This window comes from Neisseria sp. P0013.S005 (assembly GCF_051958425.1).
GTDB classification, from domain to species: domain Bacteria; phylum Pseudomonadota; class Gammaproteobacteria; order Burkholderiales; family Neisseriaceae; genus Neisseria; species Neisseria subflava.
Genome location: NZ_JBQCVL010000002.1, coordinates 1 through 25,903, shown reverse-complemented (window position 1 = coordinate 25,903; position 25,903 = coordinate 1). Strand labels below are relative to the sequence as shown.

25 protein-coding genes and 2 pseudogenes are annotated in these 25,903 nt (G+C 46.0%); 18 read left to right on the top strand and 9 right to left on the bottom strand.

Translation table 11 applies throughout. From position 1 onward, the window contains the following. Positions 1-135: 135 nt before the first annotated feature. The 4 genes from acnD to ACTHTA_RS02260 all read left to right on the top strand — a co-directional run bounded on the left by acnD (position 136) and on the right by ACTHTA_RS02260 (position 6,032). Positions 136-2,742: a Fe/S-dependent 2-methylisocitrate dehydratase AcnD gene (gene acnD / locus ACTHTA_RS02275; RefSeq protein ID WP_308888072.1), complete on the top strand. Its 2,607-nt coding sequence runs from the start codon at positions 136-138 to the stop codon at positions 2,740-2,742. Between the two features lie 85 nt (positions 2,743-2,827). Further along, complete coding sequence (locus ACTHTA_RS02270) at positions 2,828-3,274, top strand: hypothetical protein (RefSeq protein ID WP_308888075.1); 447 nt, start codon at positions 2,828-2,830, stop codon at positions 3,272-3,274. Between the two features lie 163 nt (positions 3,275-3,437). Then, positions 3,438-4,607, top strand: a complete 1,170-nt coding sequence (prpF, locus tag ACTHTA_RS02265) for a 2-methylaconitate cis-trans isomerase PrpF (protein WP_308888076.1) — start codon at positions 3,438-3,440, stop codon at positions 4,605-4,607. A gap of 213 nt (positions 4,608-4,820) precedes the next feature. Continuing rightward, a complete protein-coding gene (locus ACTHTA_RS02260) occupies positions 4,821-6,032 on the top strand; it encodes an acetate kinase (RefSeq protein WP_283121816.1) in 1,212 nt (403 codons plus the stop codon). A 75-nt stretch (positions 6,033-6,107) separates the two neighbouring features. On the opposite strand, the gene purM is transcribed toward ACTHTA_RS02260, so the two are convergent. Then, on the bottom strand, positions 6,108-7,142 hold the full coding sequence (gene purM / locus ACTHTA_RS02255; RefSeq protein ID WP_308888077.1) for a phosphoribosylformylglycinamidine cyclo-ligase: 1,035 nt from the start codon (positions 7,140-7,142) through the stop codon (positions 6,108-6,110). Between the two features lie 206 nt (positions 7,143-7,348). Here purM and ACTHTA_RS02250 point away from each other — a divergent pair, with 206 nt between their 5' ends. Both ACTHTA_RS02250 and ACTHTA_RS02245 read left to right on the top strand, forming a co-directional pair. Further along, positions 7,349-8,419 carry an AI-2E family transporter gene (locus tag ACTHTA_RS02250; protein WP_308888078.1) on the top strand — a complete coding sequence of 357 codons (1,071 nt, stop codon included), beginning with the start codon at positions 7,349-7,351 and terminating at the stop codon, positions 8,417-8,419. A 66-nt stretch (positions 8,420-8,485) separates the two neighbouring features. After that, positions 8,486-9,202: an S-methyl-5'-thioinosine phosphorylase gene (locus ACTHTA_RS02245; RefSeq protein WP_308888079.1), complete on the top strand. Its 717-nt coding sequence runs from the start codon at positions 8,486-8,488 to the stop codon at positions 9,200-9,202. A 46-nt stretch (positions 9,203-9,248) separates the two neighbouring features. Here the strand turns inward: ACTHTA_RS02245 and ACTHTA_RS02240 are convergent, their stop codons facing one another. The 3 genes from ACTHTA_RS02240 to ACTHTA_RS02230 form a co-directional block, all read right to left on the bottom strand. Continuing rightward, positions 9,249-9,755 (bottom strand): hypothetical protein, encoded by a 507-nt coding sequence (locus tag ACTHTA_RS02240; protein WP_308888080.1) that lies wholly within the window; start codon positions 9,753-9,755, stop codon positions 9,249-9,251. Between the two features lie 133 nt (positions 9,756-9,888). Beyond that, positions 9,889-10,323, bottom strand: coding sequence for a hypothetical protein (locus tag ACTHTA_RS02235; RefSeq protein WP_308888081.1), 435 nt, complete (start codon positions 10,321-10,323; stop codon positions 9,889-9,891). Then, the gene (locus ACTHTA_RS02230; protein WP_308888082.1) at positions 10,316-11,623 is read right to left on the bottom strand and encodes a homoserine dehydrogenase; all 1,308 of its coding nucleotides are present in this window, start codon (positions 11,621-11,623) and stop codon (positions 10,316-10,318) included. Before ACTHTA_RS02230 ends, ACTHTA_RS02235 begins: the two co-directional genes overlap by 8 nt. 206 nt (positions 11,624-11,829) lie before the next feature. On the opposite strand from ACTHTA_RS02230, the gene ACTHTA_RS02225 reads away from it, so the two are divergent. The 4 genes from ACTHTA_RS02225 to ACTHTA_RS02210 all read left to right on the top strand — a co-directional run bounded on the left by ACTHTA_RS02225 (position 11,830) and on the right by ACTHTA_RS02210 (position 14,809). Continuing rightward, entirely contained in the window at positions 11,830-12,204 is a 375-nt protein-coding gene (locus tag ACTHTA_RS02225; protein ID WP_308888083.1) for an Mth938-like domain-containing protein, read from the top strand. A gap of 440 nt (positions 12,205-12,644) precedes the next feature. Next, positions 12,645-13,034 (top strand): AraC family ligand binding domain-containing protein, encoded by a 390-nt coding sequence (locus tag ACTHTA_RS02220; RefSeq protein ID WP_250589985.1) that lies wholly within the window; start codon positions 12,645-12,647, stop codon positions 13,032-13,034. Between the two features lie 3 nt (positions 13,035-13,037). Beyond that, a complete protein-coding gene (locus ACTHTA_RS02215; protein ID WP_250589984.1) occupies positions 13,038-13,346 on the top strand; it encodes a hypothetical protein in 309 nt (102 codons plus the stop codon). A 593-nt stretch (positions 13,347-13,939) separates the two neighbouring features. Then, a complete protein-coding gene (locus tag ACTHTA_RS02210; RefSeq protein WP_440364106.1) occupies positions 13,940-14,809 on the top strand; it encodes a ferredoxin reductase family protein in 870 nt (289 codons plus the stop codon). Positions 14,810-15,219: 410 nt separating this feature from the next. Here the strand turns inward: ACTHTA_RS02210 and ACTHTA_RS02205 are convergent, their stop codons facing one another. Both ACTHTA_RS02205 and dcm read right to left on the bottom strand, forming a co-directional pair. Next, positions 15,220-16,455 carry a type II restriction endonuclease gene (locus tag ACTHTA_RS02205; RefSeq protein WP_250589981.1) on the bottom strand — a complete coding sequence of 412 codons (1,236 nt, stop codon included), beginning with the start codon at positions 16,453-16,455 and terminating at the stop codon, positions 15,220-15,222. 13 nt (positions 16,456-16,468) lie between these two features. Further along, positions 16,469-17,722 (bottom strand): DNA (cytosine-5-)-methyltransferase, encoded by a 1,254-nt coding sequence (gene dcm / locus ACTHTA_RS02200; RefSeq protein ID WP_308888087.1) that lies wholly within the window; start codon positions 17,720-17,722, stop codon positions 16,469-16,471. Positions 17,723-17,816: 94 nt separating this feature from the next. On the opposite strand from dcm, the gene ACTHTA_RS02195 reads away from it, so the two are divergent. From ACTHTA_RS02195 to ACTHTA_RS02165, 7 genes and pseudogenes are all read left to right on the top strand, one after another. Then, positions 17,817-18,377, top strand: a complete 561-nt coding sequence (locus ACTHTA_RS02195) for a LysR family transcriptional regulator (protein WP_250589978.1) — start codon at positions 17,817-17,819, stop codon at positions 18,375-18,377. Positions 18,378-18,413: 36 nt separating this feature from the next. Then, positions 18,414-18,743: a LysR substrate-binding domain-containing protein gene (locus ACTHTA_RS02190; protein ID WP_250589977.1), complete on the top strand. Its 330-nt coding sequence runs from the start codon at positions 18,414-18,416 to the stop codon at positions 18,741-18,743. An 85-nt stretch (positions 18,744-18,828) separates the two neighbouring features. After that, complete coding sequence (locus ACTHTA_RS02185; RefSeq protein ID WP_440364122.1) at positions 18,829-19,275, top strand: hypothetical protein; 447 nt, start codon at positions 18,829-18,831, stop codon at positions 19,273-19,275. Positions 19,276-19,534: 259 nt separating this feature from the next. Next, positions 19,535-19,879: pseudogene (locus ACTHTA_RS02180) on the top strand (L-aspartate oxidase); the annotation flags it as partial. Positions 19,880-20,587: 708 nt separating this feature from the next. Next, positions 20,588-21,013: a PAAR-like domain-containing protein gene (locus tag ACTHTA_RS02175; RefSeq protein ID WP_250591202.1), complete on the top strand. Its 426-nt coding sequence runs from the start codon at positions 20,588-20,590 to the stop codon at positions 21,011-21,013. Further along, on the top strand, positions 20,974-21,165 hold the full coding sequence (locus ACTHTA_RS02170; RefSeq protein WP_070632444.1) for a DUF6531 domain-containing protein: 192 nt from the start codon (positions 20,974-20,976) through the stop codon (positions 21,163-21,165). Before ACTHTA_RS02175 ends, ACTHTA_RS02170 begins: the two co-directional genes overlap by 40 nt. Next, positions 21,120-21,353: a helix-turn-helix domain-containing protein gene (locus tag ACTHTA_RS02165; RefSeq protein WP_083311759.1), complete on the top strand. Its 234-nt coding sequence runs from the start codon at positions 21,120-21,122 to the stop codon at positions 21,351-21,353. The genes ACTHTA_RS02170 and ACTHTA_RS02165 overlap by 46 nt, the downstream gene beginning before the upstream one ends. Positions 21,354-21,539: 186 nt before the next feature. Here ACTHTA_RS02165 and ACTHTA_RS02160 read toward each other — a convergent pair whose 3' ends face one another. The 3 genes from ACTHTA_RS02160 to ACTHTA_RS02150 form a co-directional block, all read right to left on the bottom strand. Next, a complete protein-coding gene (locus tag ACTHTA_RS02160; RefSeq protein ID WP_308888089.1) occupies positions 21,540-23,189 on the bottom strand; it encodes an ATP-dependent helicase in 1,650 nt (549 codons plus the stop codon). Continuing rightward, positions 23,186-25,111 carry an ATP-dependent nuclease gene (locus ACTHTA_RS02155; protein ID WP_308888091.1) on the bottom strand — a complete coding sequence of 642 codons (1,926 nt, stop codon included), beginning with the start codon at positions 25,109-25,111 and terminating at the stop codon, positions 23,186-23,188. Before ACTHTA_RS02155 ends, ACTHTA_RS02160 begins: the two co-directional genes overlap by 4 nt. 182 nt (positions 25,112-25,293) lie before the next feature. After that, a complete protein-coding gene (locus tag ACTHTA_RS02150; RefSeq protein ID WP_308888092.1) occupies positions 25,294-25,695 on the bottom strand; it encodes a hypothetical protein in 402 nt (133 codons plus the stop codon). Between the two features lie 14 nt (positions 25,696-25,709). Here ACTHTA_RS02150 and ACTHTA_RS02145 point away from each other — a divergent pair. After that, a pseudogene (locus tag ACTHTA_RS02145) lies at positions 25,710-25,903 on the top strand (IS5/IS1182 family transposase); the annotation flags it as partial.

Below are 25,903 nucleotides of genomic sequence, written 5' to 3'. Positions count from 1 at the left end.
TTTTTTCATACCGCAAATAGATTTCAGATAACAAGCAATAAAACAGAATTTATGGTTTCAGACGGCCTGAAGGTCCGAATCAACAGGCCGTCTGAAACCTCAAACCAAAAAAATAATAGATTTAGGAGAACCGACATGACTGCCAACCAACGCTACCGCAAAGCTTTGCCCGGTACGGATTTGGAATATTATGACGCGCGTCAGGCGTGTGAAGACATCAAACCAGGCTCTTACGACAAGTTGCCTTACACAAGCCGTATCTTGGCTGAGAACTTAGTCAACCGTGCAGACAAAGTCGACCTGCCTACGCTGCAAAGCTGGCTGGGCCAGCTGATTGAGGGAAAACAGGAAATCGACTTCCCTTGGTATCCTGCACGCGTGGTGTGCCACGATATTCTGGGTCAGACAGCGTTGGTGGATTTGGCAGGCTTGCGTGATGCGATTGCCGAAAAAGGCGGCGATCCTTCCAAAGTGAATCCGGTGGTGCAAACCCAGCTTATCGTTGACCACTCTTTGGCCGTTGAATGCGGCGGTTACGATCCTGATGCCTTCCGCAAAAACCGCGAAATCGAAGACAGACGCAACGAAGACCGTTTCCACTTCATCAACTGGACAAAAACCGCATTTGAAAATGTGGACGTGATTCCGGCGGGCAACGGCATTATGCACCAAATCAACTTGGAAAAAATGTCGCCGGTTGTCCAAGTTAAAAACGGCGTAGCATTCCCTGATACTTGTGTGGGTACTGACTCCCATACGCCGCACGTCGATTCATTGGGCGTAATTTCCGTAGGCGTGGGCGGTTTGGAAGCCGAAACCGTGATGTTGGGCCGTGCATCCATGATGCGTCTGCCTGATATTGTCGGCGTGGAGCTGACCGGCAAACGTCAGCCGGGCATTACTGCCACCGACATCGTGTTGGCACTGACCGAATTCTTGCGTAAAGAGCGCGTGGTTGGTGCATTTGTCGAATTCTTCGGCGAAGGCGCAAGAAGCCTGTCTATTGGCGACCGTGCCACTATTTCCAACATGACCCCTGAGTTCGGCGCGACTGCCGCGATGTTCGCTATTGATGAGCAAACCATTGATTATTTGAAACTGACCGGTCGCGACGACGCGCAAGTGAAATTGGTGGAAACCTACGCCAAAACTGCAGGCTTGTGGGCAGATGCCTTGAAAACCGCCGTTTATCCTCGCGTATTGAAATTTGATTTGAACAGCGTAACGCGCAATATGGCAGGCCCAAGTAATCCGCATGCCCGTTTTGCGACCGCCGATTTGGCCAGCAAAGGCTTGGCAAAACCTTATGAAGAGCCTTCAGACGGCCAAATGCCTGACGGCGCAGTGATTATTGCCGCAATTACTTCGTGTACCAATACTTCCAATCCGCGCAACGTTGTCGCTGCCGCGCTGTTGGCACGCAATGCCAACCGTCTCGGCTTGCAACGCAAACCTTGGGTGAAATCTTCGTTTGCCCCGGGTTCAAAAGTAGCCGAAATCTATTTGAAAGAAGCAGGCCTGCTGCCTGAAATGGAAAAACTCGGCTTCGGTATCGTTGCCTTCGCATGTACCACCTGTAACGGCATGAGCGGCGCGCTGGATCCGAAAATCCAGCAGGAAATCATCGACCGCGATTTGTACGCTACCGCCGTATTATCAGGCAACCGCAACTTCGACGGCCGTATCCATCCGTATGCGAAACAGGCTTTCCTCGCTTCGCCTCCGTTGGTTGTTGCCTACGCGCTGGCAGGCAGCATCCGTTTCGATATTGAAAACGATGTACTCGGCGTTGCAGACGGCAAAGAAATCCGCCTGAAAGATATTTGGCCTACCGATGAAGAAATCGATGCCATCGTTGCCGAATATGTGAAACCGCAGCAATTCCGCGACGTTTATATCCCGATGTTCGACACCGGCACAGCGCAAAAAGCACCAAGCCCGCTGTACGACTGGCGTCCAATGTCCACTTATATCCGCCGCCCACCTTACTGGGAAGGCGCACTGGCAGGGGAACGCACATTGAGCGGTATGCGTCCGCTGGCAATTTTGCCCGACAACATCACCACCGACCACCTCTCACCGTCCAATGCGATTTTGGCCAGCAGTGCCGCAGGCGAATATTTGGCGAAAATGGGTTTGCCTGAAGAAGACTTTAACTCTTACGCAACCCACCGCGGCGACCACTTGACCGCCCAACGCGCCACCTTCGCCAATCCGAAACTGTTTAACGAAATGGTGAGAAACGAAGACGGCAGCGTACGCCAAGGTTCGCTGGCACGCGTTGAACCTGAAGGTCAAGTGATGCGTATGTGGGAAGCCATCGAAACCTATATGAACCGTAAACAGCCGCTCATCATTATTGCCGGTGCAGACTACGGTCAAGGCTCAAGCCGCGACTGGGCTGCAAAAGGCGTACGCCTCGCCGGCGTGGAAGCGATTGTTGCCGAAGGCTTCGAGCGTATCCACCGCACCAACTTGATCGGTATGGGCGTGTTGCCGCTGCAGTTCAAACCGGGTACCAACCGCCACACCCTGCAACTGGACGGTACGGAAACCTACGATGTTGTCGGCGAACGCAAACCGCGCTGCGACCTGACTCTCGTCATCCACCGTAAAAACGGCGAAACCATCGAAGTTCCGGTGACCTGCCGCCTCGATACCGCAGAAGAAGTGTTGGTATATGAAGCCGGTGGCGTGTTGCAACGGTTTGCACAGGACTTTTTGGAAGGTGTGGTAGCATAAAGGTAGACGGTCTTTTTATGATTTATGAGAAGACCGTTTGAAAATTATTTATGGTTAAATTTTCAATTTAAATTAAACAGTAAATATGAAGACACAAGAAGATAAGGTAACCAAGCAGAAAATTTTTAATCATATGATTAATAATAAATCATTTTTAAATTTCCAGTTTTGGACATTTGCTGCTTTGAGCGCAGGTTCATTTGCCTTCCTAATAAGTGCAGCAAATATAGATTCTAAAGATAGAGACTTGACACTTGAAATAGCCATTGTTGGATATTCAGTAAGTTTAATATTAAATTCCATACTATGTTTTTTAATAAAAGGTATAGAAGACGATGAGTTATCGATTAAAATGTTAAATGAATTTAACTTAGATAAGCATACTTTTTGGATTCCCATTCTGGCAACGTGGAGTTTTGCGCTTTCGACACTTTTCTTATTGTTTACCATTAGCCTAGTAGGAGCAATTACTGCTCTTATAATGGCTGTTTTAGCAATAATTAGTTTTATAAAATTTACAAAAAAACCATAGATTTTTACAATTTAAAGTGGTGCGTAGGTCGGGCATTGATGACCGACACAGAAGTTGTAGGTTGGGTTAAGACCCAACATTTTGTGAAATCCAACGGTTTTTTGGGGTTTGCAACCCAACCTACCTCTGCTGCTAATCTGCATCACACAAGGAGAAACTCAAAATGCCGCAAATCAAAATCCCTGCCGTTTACTACCGCGGCGGCACATCAAAAGGCGTGTTTTTCAAACGTTCCGACCTGCCCGAGGCGGCGCGGGAAGCGGGTAGCGCGCGCGACAAAATCCTGTTGCGCGTACTCGGCAGCCCCGACCCCTACGGCAAGCAGATAGACGGTTTGGGCAACGCCAGCTCGTCCACCAGCAAGGCGGTGATTTTGGACAAATCCGAACGTGCCGATCACGATGTCGATTACTTGTTCGGACAAGTTTCCATCGATAAACCTTTTGTCGATTGGAGCGGCAACTGCGGCAATCTGACCGCCGCCGTGGGCGCATTTGCCATCGAGCAAGGCTTGGTCGATAAAGGCAAAATCCCTTCAGACGGCCTGTGTACCGTCAAAATCTGGCAGAAAAACATCGGCAAAACCATTATTGCCCATGTACCGATGCAAAACGGCGCAGTTTTGGAAACAGGCGATTTTGAGCTTGATGGCGTAACGTTTCCGGCAGCCGAAGTACAAATCGAATTTTTAGATCCGGCCGATGGCGAAGGCAGTATGTTCCCAACCGGCAATTTGGTCGATGAAATTGATGTGCCGAATATAGGCCGTCTGAAAGCCACGCTTATCAATGCCGGGATTCCAACCATTTTCCTGAATGCCGCAGATTTGGGCTACACAGGCAAAGAGTTGCAAGACGACATCAACAACGATGCCGCGGCTCTGGAAAAATTTGAAACCATCCGCGCGTATGGCGCGCTGAAAATGGGTTTGATCAGCGATGTATCCGAAGCCGCCACCCGCGCCCATACTCCGAAAGTCGCTTTTGTTGCTCCCGCGGCCGATTACACTGCTTCAAGCGGCAAAACCGTCCAAGCTGCCGACATCGACTTGTTGGTACGCGCGCTGAGCATGGGCAAATTGCACCACGCCATGATGGGTACTGCTTCAGTTGCCATCGCTACCGCCGCCGCCGTGCCCGGAACGCTGGTCAACCTTGCAGCCGGAGGCGGAGCGCGTAAAGAAGTCCGTTTCGGTCATCCGTCGGGCGCACTGCGTGTCGGTGCCGCTGCCGAATGTCAGGACGGACAATGGACGGCCACCAAAGCGGTCATGAGCCGTAGCGCACGCGTGATTATGGAAGGACAAGTCCGAGTGCCGGAAGATTGCTTTTAAGTTTTCAGACGGCCGCAGCATTAAACAAGGCCGTCTGAAAACCAAATAAGCAGATTTTAGTCGGGTAGCGATACCTGCAATGGAGATTAGGATTGGGCATTAAGCCTGACTAAACACCAAACCAAAGGCAATCTGGAAAGCGCTCAAAGATTCTTGCTCTTTTCAGACGGCCTGAAGCCAAAAAAACAATCAAAAATTCAAAGGAGAAACACCATGTCCAACCAACTCATTCTTGTTCTGAACTGCGGCAGCTCTTCACTCAAAGGCGCCGTTATCGATCGTAAAAACGGTAAAGTTCTCTTAAGCTGTCTCGGCGAACGTTTGGGTACGCCCGAAGCAGTCATTACGTTCAGCAAAGACGGCAAAAAATGCCAAACAGCTTTAACCGGCCGCAACTGCCACGCCGGCGCGGTGGGTATGTTGTTGAACGAACTGGAAAAACACGGCCTGCACGACCGCATCAAAGCCATCGGCCACCGCATCGCCCACGGCGGCGAAAAATATCACGAGTCCGTCCTCATCGACCAAGACGTCCTTGACGAACTGAAAGCCTGCATCCCGCTTGCCCCGCTGCACAACCCCGCCAACATCAGCGGCATCCTCGCCGCGCAGGAACACTTCCCCGGCCTGCCCAATGTCGGCGTGATGGATACATCGTTCCACCAAACCATGCCGGAGCGCGCCTACACTTATGCCGTTCCGCGCGAATTGCGTAAAAAATACGCTTTCCGCCGCTACGGTTTCCACGGTACCAGTATGCGTTACGTTGCCCCTGAAGCCGCACGCATCTTGGGCAAACCGTTGGAAGACATTCGCATGATTATTGCCCACTTAGGCAACGGCGCATCCATTACCGCCATCAAAAACGGCAAATCCGTTGACACCAGTATGGGCTTCACGCCGATCGAAGGCTTGGTAATGGGTACGCGCTGCGGTGACATCGACCCGGGCGTATACAGCTATCTGACTTCACACGCCGGTTTGGATGTTGCCCAAGTTGATGAAATGCTGAACAAAAAATCAGGCTTGCTCGGTATTTCCGAACTCTCCAACGACTGCCGTTCTTTGGAAATCGCTGCGGATGAAGGTCATGAAGGCGCACGTTTGGCTTTGGAAGTCATGACTTACCGCCTTGCCAAATATATTGCTTCGATGGCTGTGGCTTGTGGCGGCGTTGACGCGCTCGTGTTTACCGGCGGTATCGGCGAAAACTCGCGTAATATCCGCGCCAAAACCGTTTCCTACTTGGATTTCTTAGGTCTGCACATCGACACCAAAGCCAATATGGACAAACGCTACGGCAACTCCGGTATCATCAGCCCGACAGGTTCTATGCCGGCTGTTTTGGTTGTTCCAACCAATGAAGAGCTGATGATTGCCCACGATACGGCTCAGTTGGCCGGTTTTATGGAAGAAGCAGGCTAGGGCGGAGATTTGCTTAGACCATAAACAATAAAAAAGTGCGGATTCATCATCCGCACTTTTTTAATTACATCTTAATCAAGCCACTTGGGTTTGATGTTCGTCGCCGTTGCGCTCACGAACTGCGCCCAAACGGTAAACGGTTTCGCCTTGTTCGCTCAAGAATGCCTGTACTGTATCGGCATCTTCTTTGGCAATGATAACAACCATGCCGATACCACAGTTAAATGTACGGTACATTTCTTGGGTTTCCACATTGCCTGCTTTTTGCAGCCATTGGAACAGTTTAGGCAATTCCCACGCTTTGGCATCGATTTGTGCAACGGTATTTTCAGGTAAAACACGAGGTACGTTTTCGGTAATGCCGCCGCCGGTAATATGGGCCATGCCTTTAATGGTGAATTTTTCCAAAGCGGCAAGGATAGGTTTCACATACAGGCGGGTAGGGGCGATGATAGCTTCGCGCAAGGTTTTGCCGTTGTCGAATTCCGCATCCAAATCGGGGTCGTCGCGCTCGATGATTTTGCGTACCAAAGAGTAGCCGTTGGAGTGTGCGCCGTTGGAAGCCAAGCCCAAAACAACGTCTCCGGCCTGAATGCTGCGGCCGTTGATGACGCGTTCTTTTTCAACCACGCCGACGGCAAAACCGGCCAAGTCGTATTCGCCTTCGGGATACATGCCCGGCATTTCGGCAGTTTCACCGCCAATCAAAGCGCAACCGGATTCTTCGCAGCCTTGGGCGATGCCTTTAATCACATCAGTCGCGCGGGCAACATCCAGTTTGCCGCAAGCGAAATAGTCCAAGAAGAACAAAGGTTCCGCACCTTGAACCAAAATGTCGTTGACGCTCATGGCAACCAAATCGATACCGACGGTATCGTGTTTATCCCAGTCGAAAGCCAGTTTCAGCTTGGTGCCGACGCCGTCCGTACCGGAAACCAATACCGGATTTTTGTATTTTTTGCCGATTTCGACCAAAGCGCCGAAACCGCCCAAATCACCCAACACTTCAGGGCGCATAGTACGCTTGGCAAAAGGTTTGATGTTTTCGACCAGTTGATCGCCTGCGTCGATATCCACGCCTGCGTCACGATAGCTCAAAGAAGTGCTCATTGGATTTCCTTATTCGGGTATGGGGGTAGATTGTCGGAGCGTATTTTATCTTAAATTGGAGGATTCAGGCTGAATTTTTTTTGGCATTATTGTCAACAATTTTTATTTTATCTTAATAGCCTCGCGCATTCAGACGGCCTTTGTGAATCTGTTATACTGCTTATTTATTTTGAAAACCTTAAGCATCAACTGGGGAACACCTTTTTATGTATCAAAAGAAAACGCGCGGTGCAAAACCGTGGATTATTATGGCTTGCGTCATCGCAGCCTTTATTTGGCTTTTATATGCTTTGGGCGATGTTTTGACGCCGTTTATTGTGGCTGCCGTTTTGGCCTATGTTTTGAATCCCTTGGTTGAGTGGCTGCAATTGAAGCGTATCCGTCGCGCGCCGGCCTCTATGATTATTATGGCGTTTGCCTTACTGGTATTGCTGTCGTTGGTACTGATTATCGTACCTATGTTGTTGAACCAGTTTAACAATCTGGCCGAACGCCTGCCGCAAATCGTGGGCTTTGTTCAAAACAAACTGCTGCCGTGGCTTAACAGCGTCAGCGGGGATTATATTCAAATCGATCAAGAATCGATTATTGCATGGTTGCAGTCGCATACGGATGAGTTGAGCAATACGCTCAAAGAATGGATTCCTACCTTGATGCGTCAAAGCGGCAACGTGATCAGCGGCGTCAGCAATTTGGTGTTGTTGCCTTTGTTGCTATATTACTTCTTGTTGGATTGGAAACGCTGGTCTTCCGGAATCAGCAAATTGGTTCCACGCCGTTTTATCGAGACCTACACGCGTATCAGCGGCAATATGGATGAAGTCTTAGGCGAGTTTCTGCGCGGCCAGCTGATGGTTATGATGATTATGGGCTTGGTCTATGGCTTGGGCTTGATGCTGGTCGGTTTGGATTCCGGCTTTGCCATCGGTATGATTGCCGGTATTTTGGTATTTATTCCGTATTTGGGCGCATTTACCGGCCTTTTGCTGGCGACAATTGCCGCGCTTTTGCAATATGGCTCATGGCAGGGCTTGTTGATGGTCTGGGCTGTATTCGGTGTCGGACAATTCTTGGAAAGCTTTTTCATTACGCCTAAAATCGTCGGCGACCGCATTGGTTTGTCTCCGTTCTGGGTGATTTTCTCGTTGATGGCTTTCGGACAGCTGATGGGTTTTGTCGGTATGCTTGCCGGCCTGCCGCTTGCCGCCGTAACATTGGTTTTATTGCGTGAAGGCGCATCTGCCTATTTCGGCAGCCATTTTTACAAACATAAATAAATCGATAATATTAAGGCCGTCTGAAATCCAAGTTTCAGACGGCCATTGATAACAAAGGAAGTCTATATGTTAGCCATTATCGGTGGCAGCGGCTTGACCAAACTGCCGGAACTCGAAATTACTGAGCGAAAAATCGTACGTACTCCATACGGCTTAACCAGCAGCCCTATTTTGTTCGGCAGGTTGGGGCGCTTGGACATTGTTTTCCTTGCACGACACGGCTTCAGTCATACCATCGCGCCACATGAAATCAACTACCGCGCCAATATCTGGGCGTTACATTCTTTAGGCGTTGAAAACATCATTGCCATTTCCTCAGTCGTCGGTATCAATCCTGATTTTGAAAACGGCAGTTTGGTGTTGCCGGATGATTTGATCGACTATACCTATGGCCGTAAAGATACTTTTTTTGAAGGTCAAGAATGCCCGGTTGTCCATACCGATTTTTTCAACCCTTATTGCGATGAATTGCGACAAGAATTGTTGAATATCACGAAAGCGCACAATGTGCCGATTTACGACTCCGCCGTTTATGGCTGCTTGCAAGGCCCACGTCGTCCAACCCGCGCAGAAATCGTCCGTTATCGACGTGACGGCGTAGATGTACTCGGTATGACCGGCATGCCCGAAGCCGTTTTGGTTAGAGAGTTGAAAATGGCCTATGCCCACTTTTGCAGCGTCAGCAGCATTGATTGCTTTGATAATGGAAAAGGAAATGACGGCTGTAACGAACAGGTTTCTATGACAATGACCAAAATCCGACAATTACTGAATGGTTTGTAATTGATAATGCCGTCTGAAATGATGTTTTCAGACGGCATTGTTTTATTTAAGAAGCTGTTTCTCGCGCCCAATGGGGCAGGGAGGCTTTTTGTTTGCGGAACGAGGCAAGTTTCATACCCCGACATTTTTCAAAAATCAATTCAACTCCGCTTTGCAGCTGTAAAATCAAATTAGTATGCGTTTCCGTTTTAATAAAATCGATATTGCGTTGCACCAAGCGCTGAATGACAGCGTATACATCAAGGCAGCCATTTGCAAAAAACCACGGATTCAACTTTACCCAACGGCCGCCGCTTAATGCAGTATCAGGCTGAAAATCAGCACGAATCTGTGTCAAACGATTGTCGGAGAAATGCAGTTCAATGTCACCATAAAGCCAAATATTCCAGCCTTTTTGCACTAACAAGCCTTTAGGGACGCAATCAGGCGCTGGAAACATCTGCAAAATAGACTCTGCCGATTGTCCGATTTCCAAATAGTCAAACCGGCCGGTATACAAAAAATCATAAATATCAATGGCAATAGGAAAATGGTAGCGCATGGCAACAACCATAGAAAGCAATTAACAAAGCTATCTTAAACTTAAAATATAATGAAATCAATTCTTATTACTATTTATTCAATATAAAAAAGGCCGTCTGGAATTTCAGACGGCCTTGTAGCTTTGATTTAAACCGATACTTAGTTTACTCAGCCTTTAAATCAGCCACGCATTTCTTATCGCGTGCCTCAAAAGCTTCCGCGCCACCCAAGAGCTTGAGTTGCTCCTCAGTGCTGATTTTGCCGAAGTTTCGGATTTGCTCGTCAGAGAGTTTGCTCAAAGGCTGATCCCACATGCAGACACAATAGTCTTGAGCCAATTTCTCGTTTTGCGCATCCAAACCTTTTGCCTTCAAATCAGCTTGCCATTTTTCAGCAAAAGGAATGTTTTTCACGCAAGACTCCACCACATTTTGTTTCATCTGCGGCTTGTTCATCGCGCATTGTGAGAGCAGGGCGGTCAGAGCCAGCAAAGACAAAATAATCCATGCCCAAATACGGATGGTGCGGATTTTTGCCTTAGCTTTTTTTCTGGCCGCCAGTTGCTCTTCAGACGGCCTTTCCGTTTGTTGCTCAGTCATGCAGGCTTTCCATGCGGATCATGGTGATCGGAGCATCCACGCAGCTCAGTGCCTCAATTGCTGCGATAGCGCGTTTGATATTGTGTTCCACTGTGGTATGGGTCAGAATCACGATTTCAGCAGTGCTTTGATTGATCACGCCTTTTTGAATCAAAGCCTCGATAGAAACATTTTCTTTGGCCAAAAGTGCGGCAATTTGACCCAAAGTGCCCGGTTCGTCAGTTGCTTGAACGCGCAGATAGTAGCTGCTGGTGATTTCATCCATAGGCAGAATATTTTGCGCTTGAACTTGCGAAGGTTGGAATGCCAAGTGAGGAACACGATGGTCAGTTTCCGCTTCAATCAGTCGGGCGATATCAATGATATCGGCAACCACGGCAGAGGCGGTCGGTAATGCACCGGCGCCCGCACCGTAATACAAGGTTTCACCAACCATATCGGCATTGACGCGGACGGCATTCATCACGCCGTTAACGTTAGCCAACAGACGGCTTTCAGGAATCAGAGTAGGGTGTACACGCAACTCGATGCCTTTGTCGGTTTTACGGGTAATACCCAACAATTTGATACGGTAGCCAAGTTCTTCAGCGTATTTGATATCGCGGCTGTCGAGTTTGCTGATACCTTCTAAATAGCAGGCAGAAAAGTTCATCGGCGTTCCGAATGCCAATGCGCTCATAATGGTAATTTTATGGCCGGCATCATGACCTTCGATATCAAAAGTAGGGTCAGCTTCTGCATAGCCCAAAGCCTGAGCTTCTTTCAATACGTCTGCAAACGCGCTGCCTTTTTCACGCATTTCAGTAAGAATGAAGTTGCTGGTACCATTAATAATACCGGCGATACTGCGGATTTGGTTTGCAGCCAAGCCTTCACGCAAAGCCTTGATAATAGGGATACCGCCGGCAACAGCAGCTTCAAACTGCACCATGACATTTTTTTCTTCCGCCAAAGGGAAAATTTCATTGCCGTATTCAGCCAGCAGTTTTTTATTGGCAGTAACAATGTGTTTGCCGTTTTCAATCGCTTTCAATACCGCATCTTTGGCAATACCGGTACCGCCAAACAATTCAACAACAACATCAACATCTTGATGTTGAACCAGCTCAAACGGATCTTCGATAAAAGCAGCATTCGGGCAAATTTGTTTGGCTTTTTCTTCGTTCAAATCACAAACAGCAGAAATACGGACTTCACGTCCCAAACGGCGGCTGATTTCCGCAGCGTTGTCCTGCAATACAGTAGCCGTACCACCACCGACTGTACCCAAACCTAAAAGACCGATATTTACTGGCTTCATTGTGTCTCCTTTTGAGCCGATACTTTAAAATAATCACGAAAAACCAAGGCTTGTTATAATCGCTTGCAATCGTAAATTCAGAGCAAAGCATCAATGCACAAGGTCAAACGTTGAATCCTACCTGATATTGCTTGATTTTGCACCTTTTTTTGCAAGGTTTCCAAAGGCCGTCTGAAAATCGTTCTACCATAAAAACAGGAATTGCCATGAAAATCACAGAAAACCATATCGATGAAGCCGCATCATTTTTTTCATCCTCACAAGGCATATTGCAAATCGGTGAACAAACATACTCAGAACCCATTTGCTGGCAAGATGGCAAAATTAGCATCATTCCTCAAGCAACCATCGAAGAATTAAACGAACAAATTTTTATATCAGCAATTGAAACAGCAGAAAACCGTCCAGAAGTCATTATCATAGGTACAGGAGCAAAACAAAAATTTCTGCATCCCAAAATTGCTGCAGCCTTATCAGCCTACGGAATCGGCTTCGAATGCATGAACACAGCCTCAGCTTGCCGAACTTTAGTTTTACTGCAAGGAGAAGGACGAAGCACATGGGCTTGGTTGTGGCCATAATCTGTAGAAAAGACTATTGCATCACACTAGTCTAAGTTCGCATAATTTATATTATGTTAAATTAATAATAGTGATATTTAATCCTAACTTGCAACTCTAATTTGTATTTTTTAATTTTTTATTTCTAGTCTCTACCAAAGAATATATTTGTCGCTTTCTTATAATTCAAAAAAGCCGTTTGAACTTCATTCTTCAAACGGCTTTTAATCTATACGTTAGACTATTTTCGCTTTTCCATTGCCATGCGCGACATTTTCAATACAGTTTTACGCGACAGAAACGGTATTACCCAATCTGATGCAAATTTCAATTTGGCGTCGTTAAATGCAACTAACTCACCACGCTGCATTGCCTGATAACCGTATTCGGCAACGGATTGGGCGGATTTGGCATTTTTCCACGCATCAACATCCTGTAAATCACCTGCCTGTACAAATCCCGTGGCAACGGCTCCGGGGCAAAGCCAGCACCCTGATGACGAACAGGCGCGCACCCAGTTAGGCAGCCAACACCGCTTTGACCAATATATTTGGCTATGGGTAACCGAGGGCGAATGTCGGCATCTTTTGGATTTTGAACAGATAGTGCAAAAGACAGGAGAATGGCTGCTGATACGTCCCAATCAGGTACACCATTTTTTATCTATGCAGGGCTGGGATGGCTGGGGATTGTCCTTTCCTGCCGAACTTCTGCCTGCGCATCTGACCCAAGAATGGCAAAACCTTCCCTATCGCCAAGTGGTCGATGCATCACACGCAGAATTGCTGCTGCCTGCCTTGATGCAACTCAAACGTTGCCGCTATGCCGACTGGCAAAACATCAATGCCTAACCTTTGATTCAAGCGCAATTACAGGCTTTTCTCACGCTGTTGATTACGCTCTACGCGCAAAACATGCAGCCTGAAGATAAACAAAACCTGCGTTGGCAACAATTCAACCGATTATTAGAACAGCATTTTTCTACGCAACACCAAGTCGGGTTTTATGCAGCGCAACTGGCGTGCAGCGAAAAAACGCTGGGGACGCTCTGCCTTGCCCAAAGCGGACTGTCTACCAAAACCGTCATCACTGACCGCCTGCTGCTGGAAGCCAAACATTTATTGATTCATACATCGCGAACAAAGTGCAGGCTGCTTTGGTAATGCGCAGTTTATCAATCCAGCTTCACGATTTCTCCGTCTTTCGGAACGTTCACGCGGCTTTCAATGCCTTAACCGCGTATAAATTTACGCGTATCGGCGCGGCTGACGGCGGTATAATTCACGGTATCCATGTGTACGGTGATGATTTTGGCTTACTGTAAAGCCAAATTTAAAATCAATCCCTTTGCCTGTGCTGCACTTGCGGCACAAGCCTTTTCAATCAGCTCTCTGATCCAGTGATACGCAGGATCTTTATGGGTCCTTTCGTGCCAAATCAGTGTTTTGGTAAAGCCTTGAATTTTAAGAGGCGGCTCAAAGCGCTTGAGATTGGACAAGTTAGCAATCAACCACTCAACTTTCAGCAGGTGCTAACTTTGTTTTTGCTACGTTTGGTTTTCATGTAACTTGCAAAGTAGAAGAATTTGATATCAGCGAAGATGGCAATCTTGTTCGCCTTGCGTGGTCCGGCACCTTTGGTGAAGTCGAAGATTTCAGCGATGTGTATCATGCTTGGATTTTAGAAAACCTGCCGAACAACCGCGTGCGTGTACTAACCGAAGAAAGCCAAATCGGCAAACTTGAGCATACTGGCCATGAGTGGCTGTCTAATACTTGCTGTGCGCCCCAAAATACTGGAAACCCCGCTTGGCGGGCTGGACAAAATGTACCGCCTGCATAAATGGCTCGGCATCATTGCCCTTTCAGGCAGCATCCTGCATTGGATCTGCAAACAATTCCCCAAATGGCTTATCGAACTTAGTCTGATTGACGGAAAACGTCCGCCACGCCCGCCGATGCAGGAAATATTGACGTTAAAAGATTGGCTGGCTACCCAACGCCACTTTGCCGAAGAAGTTGGCGAAATTGCTTTTTATGTCGCAATCATCCTGCTTGTCGCCGCCCTCATCAAACGTATACCTTACCGCTGGTTTGCCAAACTCCACATACTTATCGTCCCCAGTTATCTCGCGCTCGTGTGGCACACCATCGTACTGGCAAATTTTGCCTATTGGTCGCAACCGCTGGGCTGGCTGCTCATCGCCGCCTTGCTTGCAGGCATCGCCTGCTCGCTGATTGCCCTATTCAAGCGCATCGGCAACCCGCAAAACGCCACCGTATCCGCCCTGAATCAAAACGACAAACTGCTCTCTCTGACCCTGAACGCCCCGAAATGGCAAGGACACCGCGCAGGACAATTCCTCTTTTTACGCGAACACGGAGAAAGCCACCCCGTCACCATCGCCTCCAACTGGCAGCCTGACAACCAAGAGCTCACGCTCGTGATCAAAGACTTGGGCGACTACACCCACCGCCTGCCGCAGCGCCTGAACATCGGCGACACCGTGCAAATCGACGGCGCATACGGACGATTCGACTTTTCTGATGGAGAAGCGCAAATCTGGGTTAGCAACGGTATCGGTTTTACCCCATTTCTCGCACGACTCAATGAACTGGCCAAATAGCCCGCTACCCAGCCGACAGACTGGTTTCATGCCGATAGAAACCTACCTGCCGAAACGCTCGCTCACTGGCAAAATTTAGCACAACAAGCCAATGTCTATTTCCACTATATCCCCTCCGAAACCCAAAGACTCACCACCGAACATATCGGTCAAACCGTCCGAGACAGTGCAAACCGCAACCTGTGGCTCTGCGGCAGTCGCAGTTTCACACGTAGCATCTCAGACAGCCTGAAAACGCGGTCGCAACATTTGGAGTTGTTTGAATTCCGATAAACGGTCGTAGATGCAAGGCAGCCTGAAAGCATAACTTCAATGAAGTTATAAGTCTAAAGCTACCTGAAACTTAAAAAAGCAGCCTGCACTTTCAAATGAAGTTGCAGGCTGCTTTTTGCTTTATTTGATTTAAGGTGCTAATGCTGAAGGGTCTTCACCCAATCAAGGAAACCGCCCACATCCATCAGCCATTGCTGCTGCTTCTGCGTATAGGTGTTATGCAGGCCTTGGGGTAGGACAAGCTGTATGTTTTCGTCTTGCATTTCCGCCGTTTGGTTTTCGCTGATACTCGGTTCCAAGGTAAGCAGGTGTTTATGTGGGATACGGTCGGCTTCATTTAAAATCTGTCGCCAACGGTCTTTGCAGGTGGATTTCGCGCCCAACATGGTCAGTCGTGAAGCGGGAAATTCGAGATTGTGGTAGTCGGTAATGGAAGGCAGGATAAAATCTGGTTTCTTTTTTCCTTCGGTAACGGGCGTGCGGGAATAGCACAGTTTATGGTCTTGAAAGATTTGTTCCATATGGTTTTCCAGCGCTGAGCCTGCCCGTGATTTACGCCGTTGCAAGGTGCTTTGCACCAGTTTGATAAAGGCTTCGGTGTCTTCCGCGTGGTTTTGGGTCAGTTCGCGCAGGCTGTTGCCCAGCAGGTGTTTCTCCAAAGTTCGGAACAGGATTTCTTCACGCTCCATCCATCTTAAAAGCGCATTGTCGGGGTCTTCAAAACCAGACAAATCAGGTAGGGTGCTTCGTGCGTAAACCGAAAATTCGGTAGTTTTGGGGAACGTACCGTTAAATTTCAACAGCATCTCATCGAGATAATTGGGTGCTTCATCTTCTATCTCTACCCCGATTTGTTCCAAAACTACTCTGGCAGCAAAGCTGATTCTGTCCTGTTCGTTTTCTAATTCGGATTTGACGGAAAATCCGGGATGGGTCAGGTCTGAAAAACCGAACAACCATAAAATCTGATGTTCTATGGTTGTCCCTTTTTCGGCAACAACGGCCAGCAAAGTATCATCGGATTTCTTTGCGATAACCAACAAGTCCCCTTCTGCGGCGCATTGTGAAACCAAATTAGTCGGGAAATAAAGCCGATATTCCCAACGCATGACACCACGTTCGATTCTCGCTCTTTGCCGGGCGTCATACCATGTCAAAAAGCCGTCTTCCGCTATCGGTTCGTCGTCTTGGTCTGTCAGATATAAGAATTTGGCGGCAAAACGCATCTTGCCGCTCGGCTCGCCAAGAATATTTTTCAAACCTTCCACGCCATTAAATTCATGTTGGTTTGAGCGGATAACATCGGCTTCCACCGCACTCAACCTTTTAACGGCAACGCCTTCGAAATAATCGGACAAATAACCGCGTTTCATGAGTTTCCCTTTCTTACACGAATAAAGGCAAGGTAATCGGCGTACTTTCGGCTTCAATCATGGCGCAGATGCGCGGCAGCATAATCCGCGCCACCTCCCGAATAACGGGCATGACGACGCTGTTGCCGAACTGCCTGTACGCCTGCGTATCACTCACCGGTATGCGGAACGTATCGGGAAACCCCATCAGGCGGGCGCATTCGCGCGGGGTCAGACGACGCGGACGTTTGCCTTTCCCCTGCCAAATCAGGATTTCCGAACCGTCTTTGTAATAACGGGCGGAAAGGGTACGGGCGATACCATCGGGGTAAGCCATGCCGAAACCGAAACCGTTGCCTGCGGCGCGGTGTTTTTCCGCATACGCCTGTAAATATGCCCATAGTTTTGGGGTAAGCGTGTATTTGTCCTGCACTTTGCCGCTTTCATGATTGAAAAAACGGTTTTCATCCCACGGCAGTACGGGTTCGTATCCGTCAGTATTATGCAGAATGGTGGCCAGCTTATGATCTTGCTTGGGCAGTTGCAAATCATCCCAAGAAAAATCGGTTTTTTCGCGGAAACCTACAATAATGATGCGTTCGCGGTGTTGCGGCGTAAAGTGTTGTCCGTCAATAACGCGGTAATGGACTTCGTAGCCCAATTCATCGCGTAGAGTATGCAGAATAACGTCAAACGTATTGCCCTTGTCGTGCGACAACAGGTTTTTCACGTTTTCCAATAGAAAGGCTTTCGGGTGTTTGGCAGCAATAATGCGGGCGACATCAAAAAACAGCGTGCCCTGCGTGGTGCATTCAAACCCGTGCGGCCTGCCGAGTGCGTTTTTCTTGCTGACCCCGGCAATGCTAAACGGCTGGCAGGGAAATCCGGCCAGTAGCACGTCGTGGTTTGGGATGCTTTCAGCAGGAAACGGCACGATGTCGCCGACAAACGGATGCCCGTTACCGTAGTTTTCCAAATAGGTTTTTTTGGAAAAATCGTTCCATTCACTGGTAAAAACGCATTCTCCGCCATGTGCTTCAAAACCCATGCGGATGCCGCCGATGCCCGCAAACAAATCGATAAATTTAAACCTGTATGGTTTATTGCTGTGCTCCGTTTGGCCGAGCAAATCACGCAAAGCAGCTTCCAGCATCGGGGGGCAAGGCGTTTCCCCCTTCTCCCACCGCTGGATGGTTTTGGCAGTTTTGCCGATTTTCTGTGCCAATTCCCGCTGCGTATAACGGGTACGCGCCTCTTGGAGCAAGGCGAAAGAAGATGTATGTTCCATAGTTTCCTCTGGGAAATTTTGCGGACATTATGGCTTATTTTTCTCCCCGTATCCAGTATGGATTTCACTATCAGGCAAAATTTTCTAGAAAAGCATGTTATATTTTTCAGGTAGCCTTGCCGTAATTATTCTAAACATGGACAAACTCAACGCCCTAAAATACTTCTGTTCCACCGCCGAAACCCTGCAATTCCGCAAAACCGCACTGCGCCTGTCCGTTTCGCCGCAAGTGGTAACGCGCGTGATTGCCGAATTGGAACAACATCTCGGCGAACAGCTTTTTACCCGCAACACACGCAATATCCACCTGACCGAGTTTGGCGCAGCCTTCCTGCTGCGCGCCCAGCAGCTCCTTGCCGACAGCGAAAACCTGTTTTCTGCCGCCAAAGAAAAAGACGAGATACGCGGCATCGTCCGCATCACCGTACCGCAGTGGAACGATAATGGCCGCATACTCGCCCACCTGCTGGAAAAATGCGCTGACTATCCCGAACTTTATATCGATTGGCGCAGCAACGACGCCAAACTTAACGCGGTGAAAAACCAACTCGACATCGGCATCCGCATCGGCACACAGGCGGAAGATTTGATGATTGTCCACAAAATCTGCGACACCACCGACAAAATCGTCGCCACGGCACGCCGCAAAGCCTAGACGAATTAACCGGCCGTTTCCCCGCATCGTCGCTCATTGACACCAACACCAACCGCCCGTGGGGCTGGCCGCTCAACGCAGAAATGCACGTTTTTCCAAAAAAACATCCGTTTCATCACAGACGACCTTGCCAACGAACTCGCCGCTGCGCTGTCAGGCTGCGTTGCCGCCTATATCCCGGAACATCTGTGCCGAACCTACCTGCAAAACGGCAAACTTGTGGAACTCTTCCCCGAAATCCCGCGCCGCCCGTGGCAACTCTATATCTACTGCCCGCAACGCACAGTAACTTCCGGGCGCGTGTTAAAGGTGTTCGACTGGCTGACGGAGGTGTTGCGGGAAATGTATGATAAAGAGGCTACCTAAAAATCAAGAAGGCTCAAGCGACATTCATCGTCTGTTTCCGCTTGCCTTCAGGTCGTCTGAAAACTACATTTGGAAATTCAAACCGATGAAGATAAACCCTGAAAACGGCAGCATCATCTTGCCGGACTGCAATATTATTAGTGCACGAACCACGCTTGATGACTGGATTGCATGTTTCCCAAAATCAAGCCCGAATCATCTGCAAACGGGAATAACATTTTTCGGTTTGTCATTTACCAAGCAATCCGAACAATACACCCTTACCGCCCAGTTCGATCAGCAGCGGCTGGAGCGCTTATCCATATTCTTCTACCCGATAGGCGAGGACAATAGCTGGGCAGCATGGTCGGAGGAGCGCGAATTGCAACGCAGAAAACAATTTGATCGATGGCTGGATAAGCAGCTGGGCGATGCCCCTTGCTCCATTGAAACATCGGCAGCAGGCAAATGCCGCCGATTTACATGGGGCAATGCGGGCGCGTATTACTACAATAAAGACGGCAGTACGATGATCGTCATCAGTTATCGCTGAACGCCTTTCAAAGGATACACCCCATGCACTACCGATCGCTCAACGCCGTTCTGGAACAATACGCAGCAGACTGCCCCACCATCCCTCCTCCCCAAACAGCCTCGCCCTGCATATCGACCGTCAAACGCAAGTCTACCTGAAACTCCATACACCCGACGGCATCAGCCTGACTTATCAGGACGAACCCGTGTTCTGGTCGTTCTTCAGCCACGATTTATACGACGCTTACCTCATCCGCAGCTACGCCGAAAGCTGGCAGGCATACCAGCCCGTCGCAGATGGACAAGCGTTCCAAACCGCACCGTCCAAAAGGTCGTCTGAAAACCCCTCCGCCGGAGCAGACATCTTTTCAGACGGTCTCCAAAACGCATTCAGCCGCCCCACCCTGCAAGCGTTCAACCAACGCCATCTGGGTATCCTCCGCAACGATACCGACCTGCGCCGCGCCATCGCCCAACTGCAGTTTTGGAAGCAAAACCAAAGCGAGCCGCACACCGCGTCTGAATATGAAAACCGCAACCTACTCGAATGCAGCCTCGCCGTAGCCCAAGCCGCATACAGGCGGAGACAGAACATCGGAGCATATTTTAATAGTGATTGTTAAGGCTGATAGTGAAAACTTTTCTCCAATAAATAACGTCATTGACTGAAAAAGCAAAGGTTCACACATGATTAAGGAAAGATTGAAAAAAAGTAGGAGAAACGGTGGAAACTAAAATGCATGGATTGAAAGTAGTTATAAGTAATAATAACTAATTGTAGAGAGAAAAAAATAGAATTAATGAAAATAAGACCATCTGATCGGTTTTGAATAAGTTTAAACAAAGTTAGCACAATTCACTATCTTTGCCCTACTTTATTTCATCAGGCTACAATTAATGATAGGGTCACAGTAAAATTAAACAGCCAAATTTCTATTAAAACCTATTGATTTGATACTAAAAATTGGAGTACTATGAGCACACTCTCTAGAGTATCATTAATTCTCATTTGACATATAGGAATAAAACAGCAGAATTTGTGAAAAATAGGGAAAAGGAAATTAATTTATATTATGTTAAATTAATAATGCTAGTATTTAAGTCTATTAATTCCTGTGTTACAATTACTTACAAGAAAAGGTCATCTGAAAAATTTCAGATGACCTTTTTGTGTTTCACATTTCAGTAAGCGCAATTGATATTATTTCAACTCAGCTATCCTCTTTTTTTCTCACTACGCTTTTCTTTTCATATCCCAATAAAGTAAGATTCAGTCAACGGATATCAATCTTCATATCACCATCCAAGCTCTGGAGTAAAGCGTCAATAAAATCGCCCGTAAAAGCAGCAAGTTCTGCGTTGTATTTACTCTCCCTAATTTCTGTTGGCCGCCTCCACCAACTCCTCCTTCTGTTCCGCTCATTCCATTTCCACTCTTTGCCATTCTCGGAGGTGCCAAGAGCGTTGCCAAAGATATACGCCTCAACCGTAAGTCTGCTTTTGTCTTTAAAGCCAGTAAGACGGACAAGACTTATGGCGACGAAATCGCCCTTCCCGGCCGCAAAGGGGTAAAAAGCCGTACCGCTACCAAACCGGTCTGGCCGATGCGTCATTCTTCCTCGGTTAAAATCCTCAAACACTATATCGTGCGCACTGGCGATATGTTCCATATGAACGGCAAATTCAGTAAAAAACCTGTCTATTCTGTAAGGGTGCAGTGGGCGCTAGTCAGCCGGTCAATCCGATACATGGTTTAAAGTTTCTGACAAACAAAACCGTCTTTGCCTTTGAATGCATTCTGCCGCTGGTATGGAGCCACAGCTATAATTCCGACCAAGAAGGTACCGGCTGGATCGGTGAGGGTTGGAGCGTACCGGGCTGCCAACGCATCATCCGTATGCGGGGCTAACGGCAAAACAGTTCATTAATCAAAGGATTTTATTGGAAAGCAAGCGATTATTAGCCTATACGAAAGCGTCCGTCAAAGAAATCGCGTGGCAACTCGGCTTTGAAGAGGCTACGCATTTTGGCAAATTTTTTAAGAAAGAAATGCAGCAAGCACCGTTGGCATTCCGCAAGGAATTTCAGCAGTTGTAGCCTAGTTCCAACAAATACCTTAACAAGTTACAGCTGACATTCTAATGTATTTAAGTCGTAAATAATTCAAACATAAAAGGCCGTCTGAAACTTAAATTTCAGACGGCCTTTTTTATGCTAAAGAGCGGTCAAATTTTCAGGTGTTTTTGCAACTATTTCTAGACAAACTTTGGGTTTATTAGAAAGCTATATGAAATATTCCCAATACTCAGCATGTTTATTTCTGTGACAACTCCACCTCCTTTCACCTTCTGGTTTTTGTCTTTCCTTGGAATTAGTTATTAACAATCTTTGCTTAGCGCGAGATACGCCCACAAAGAATGCACAACGTTCAGCATCTTTATCTCCCCAAAATGTTTCCTCTTCTACAGCCAACATAATAACAGAGTGAAATTCCAATCCCTTACTTTTATGGATAGTCATAATCCTAATTGCCTGATCATCTAAAAAGGATTTTAGCACTTTAATTAAATCAGATTCTTTTTCTAGTAATTCTTGAATTTTCGTTGTTGTTGAATTTACGATTTCTCTTAATCTAGATTCTGATTCATAATCGGAAGATAGTGCGGTTATTGTTTCAATACTAAGTTGCTCTAAAAAAGAACTCATAACTTGTCTCCAGCAAGTAAACCTTCCTGATGTACTTTCAGATTTTTTAATGATTTTCTTTTGGTTAATAATAAAATCTTGAAGATAATGGTGTTTACTAAATTCTAATTCCTTGTCATCAACAAATGGTAGTATTTGCTCTTGTAATCGCAACCAGGATTGAGGCTCTCTATCTCCGTAAAAATAAAGAAGATAATCAATTATTAACCTTGTTATTGGTTCTGTAGATATATCCTGTAATTGCTGTTCATTACGATAGGGAATATTTTTTTCTTCAAGATTTTTCATAATAACTGCAGCATATGATTCAGCTTGTTTAGATACCAATATTGCAATTTCATGTAATGGGATTTTTTCATTGGATATCCATTCGCTAATACGTTCTACTATGCTTTTAGCCTCTTCAACATCATTTTCAAATTCACAAAGTAAAATTTCTCCTTCATCGCCTCTCAATAACTCCTCAGGCATAACAGAATTAGGATCCAGATTTTGAATAATTCTGTTTTGTAACCTTAATAGGCGAGGTTTAGATCTAAAATTACGATACATATTTAATGGTTCAGCTGAAAAGTCTTGAGCAAATGTTTCAAAAACTCCTTCCAATGCACCAGCCCAGCCCATAATTTTTTGCTTCGTATCTCCTACGGCAGTTAATCTAGCTGAAGTTCCCTGAAAAGCTAGTTTAATTAATTCATATTGAAGGTCAGTACAATCTTGGAACTCGTCTAAAAATACATCTGAATAAGTTTGCCGTATAACGTTTCTTGCTATGTTCGAAGTTTTTAAAATTTCAATAGCCAAAGGAACAAGATCGTTAAATGTAATTTGTGTTCCTGTAATTTTTCTATTACCAATAGAATAATTTTCCGACAAGGCATCATCGCCGGTTAATACTATTCTAAATCTATCAATAATCCGTTTAGCGAATGCATGAAAAGTATAACTATCAAAACGAGAAGCTAATTCAGAACCACATCTGCGTTTAACACGCTCTTTTAAATTCGTGCTTGCATCTACTTTAAAAGAAATTGCAAGAATTCGCTTTGGATAACGGCACGTACCTGTACGAAAAAGAAAATCAGCTCTTTGAGCTAGCATTTCAGTTTTTCCTGCACCGGGACCAGCGGTCAATGCTAAGCATTTTTCTTGCTCTTTTGCAGCTTTCATCGCATTAGGTTCTAGCGTTAATCCATCTGCAGGCAGCCATTGTTCAGATGAAATCATTCCGGAATCCCCAATAATTTAGTTTTCACAGCGTCCGCCAAACGAGAAAGAGATTCTGGCATGTTCTTTAATAATTCTTCATCAATTAAATCAGCAAGTGCCTGAATATGATTTACCGGCTTACTACCTAATTTAAATAATTTATGATAACTAGCAAAAAGTTTTCTTTCTTCTTCGGTGTATTGTTCAGGATTATGATGTTTTTTACCTAAAACAGATTTAATAAGATCTTGGTCTGGTAATGTTTCTGTGTCTGTTATTTCAAATTTATTAGGAAATGCGCTTAACATTGCAAAGTCTAGATCCATTGGAGTAGAAAAAAATACACCTAGACTTTCCAACCTTTGAAAAAGATTAAATGATGGTTTGTTTTTTGGGTAATAGCAGTGCTTCTCTCTAATTAAAGTATCATTATTATTCCAATCTGGTATAGAGATATCTTCCCATAAAGTGATCTTTTTATAATATTCTAATTGTTCCTTTACATATTTAATTCTTCCCCATCCCCCACCAAATCTAGCAACATCAAGATCCAATAAAGTTATGTGAGGGATTTCTAATTGAGACAGTAATCTCCAAAAATGATTAACATGTCTTCCCCCAAGAGGAGCAATTGTGATAGCAGATGAATCAACAGGAATCCCTTTAGCACTTAAGATCCGAGGCAATACAATTTCTTCACTATCTCCTTCTCCTAATACAACTAAACGTGAAAAATAAATTTCAGGGAATGCCTGAATTGCTTCTCGAACAAATTTATGTGCATCATCTGATTCATCTGGTAAACAAATCATTCTAATCATTGTTGTTCTCAAGCCATTTAAGCGTAGATAACGAATATGTTTAGGGGAAACTCTACGTAACATTGCGGGCGAATGAGTTGCAATAATAGCTTGAGCATCATTATGCTGTGTCGTTTGTTTCAATGCTTCTATTACTCTCCCTAAATAATGAGGAGATAAACTATTTTCAGGTTCTTCTAACGCAATTAAGGTAAAGATAGGAGGGCGTAGTTTTTCAACATAAAAAGAGTTATTTTCATTATTCCTAACAGAATGGTAGATTGACTGTGATATTAAAACTAATGATAGGTATAACATAGATTTTTGCCCATCACTTAAGCGAGAAAAATCGACAATCTCCTTATCATGACCAGGTGTAAATGAAACAGACATGTGGCGCAAGATATTTTCAATTTCAGAATGAGCAAAAGAAATTTTAGGCTCTTTAAAATAGCTTCCTTTATGAACAATTTCCCAAGTCTTTTTCAAAGCGTCACTTATAATTTGAACAGATGTGTTATTTTCAAGACACGAGTTTATTTGTTCTGTTAGTGTCCGCACATTTTCAGACTCATGTTTCCAATTTACTGCCCGTAATAGCCGACCTAATAAAGCATTTGTATTATAGGCTATATGATCTGATGGGTTTCTTTGAGCGGGTAGATAATGTAGCTGGATAAGGCTTCTATCAGCTCTAGAAACTGATTGTGTTGTTTTTCCATCCTGAGTTAAAACATATTCAAATTTTTCTTCAATTTCTCCAATAAAATCCATTGTTGCTGTCAAACGAAAACGTACACGGGGCAAACCAGTTACCCCATCTAATCTCATATGACTAAAGAAAGGAGCTACTGTCGAATTATCGTCAGCATTTGCTGTTTCAGGAAAAATAAAATCAGCTTCAATACATAGCGTTCTTTGATCTGGGGGAGAAGATTCATTCTGTGGAATATGGAAATCAGTTCGCTTAACTCGACGCAAAGATGGATCAAAAGCAAATAATCTACATAGTGCTTGTAAAACAGCCGTCTTTCCTGAGCCATTTGGACCAATTAGGTAGGTGATTTCTTCTAATGTAAATTTTGTTGGCTTCTCACCAAAACTTTGGAAATTGGTAATTTTTATCGAATGTAGTTTCATATTGTCACCTTTATTTTTAAATATTTATATTTATTGATAGTTTATTCTAGATTTGTTTTAGTGCCAATCTACATCATCCCCTTAATTTTTGAAGGCAAGTGCAGGCTGCTTTTTTGGGTTTCAGACTACCTTAAAAGCAGCCTACACTTGGTTTTAGGTAGCCTGAAAGTTGTGCTTGAAGCTTACTTTTCGCGCCGCTGCTGCATCAACCAATCACGGGCAGGTTCGAGTAAATAGGCGTAATCAAATGAGTACATATGCTCTGCACCTTTGTGGGTTGAGTTTTCCGGAATTACGGTATTTGGTGCGAAACGGATGAAGTTAATACGTTTGACTTGGGCAAGCATTTGTTGGACTTTTGCGTCTTGTTCGGTCTGCGGTAATTTGGCAGAGAACTCAGTTTCGGCGTAGCTGACTTTATCTTGTTTCAGCATTTTTCCAACTTGAGCCATGCCTGCAGAGGCTTTTGAATCACCAGCTGAAACGGTATAAATAAATTTCGCTTTCTCCAATGGTTTTAATACGTTGATATCCCGAGACCTTTGCAAAATCCCCCAAAATCCCCTAAATTTCCACCAAGACATTTAGGAGATTTCTCATGAGCACCTTCTTCCAGCAAACCGCCCAAGCCATGATTGCCAAACACATCGACCGCTTCCCACTATTGAAGTTGGATCAAGTGATTGATTGGCAACCGATCGAACAGTACCTGAACCGTCAAAGAACCCGTTACCTCCGAGACCACCGCGGCCGTCCCGCTTATCCCCTGTTGTCCATGTTCAAAGCTATCCT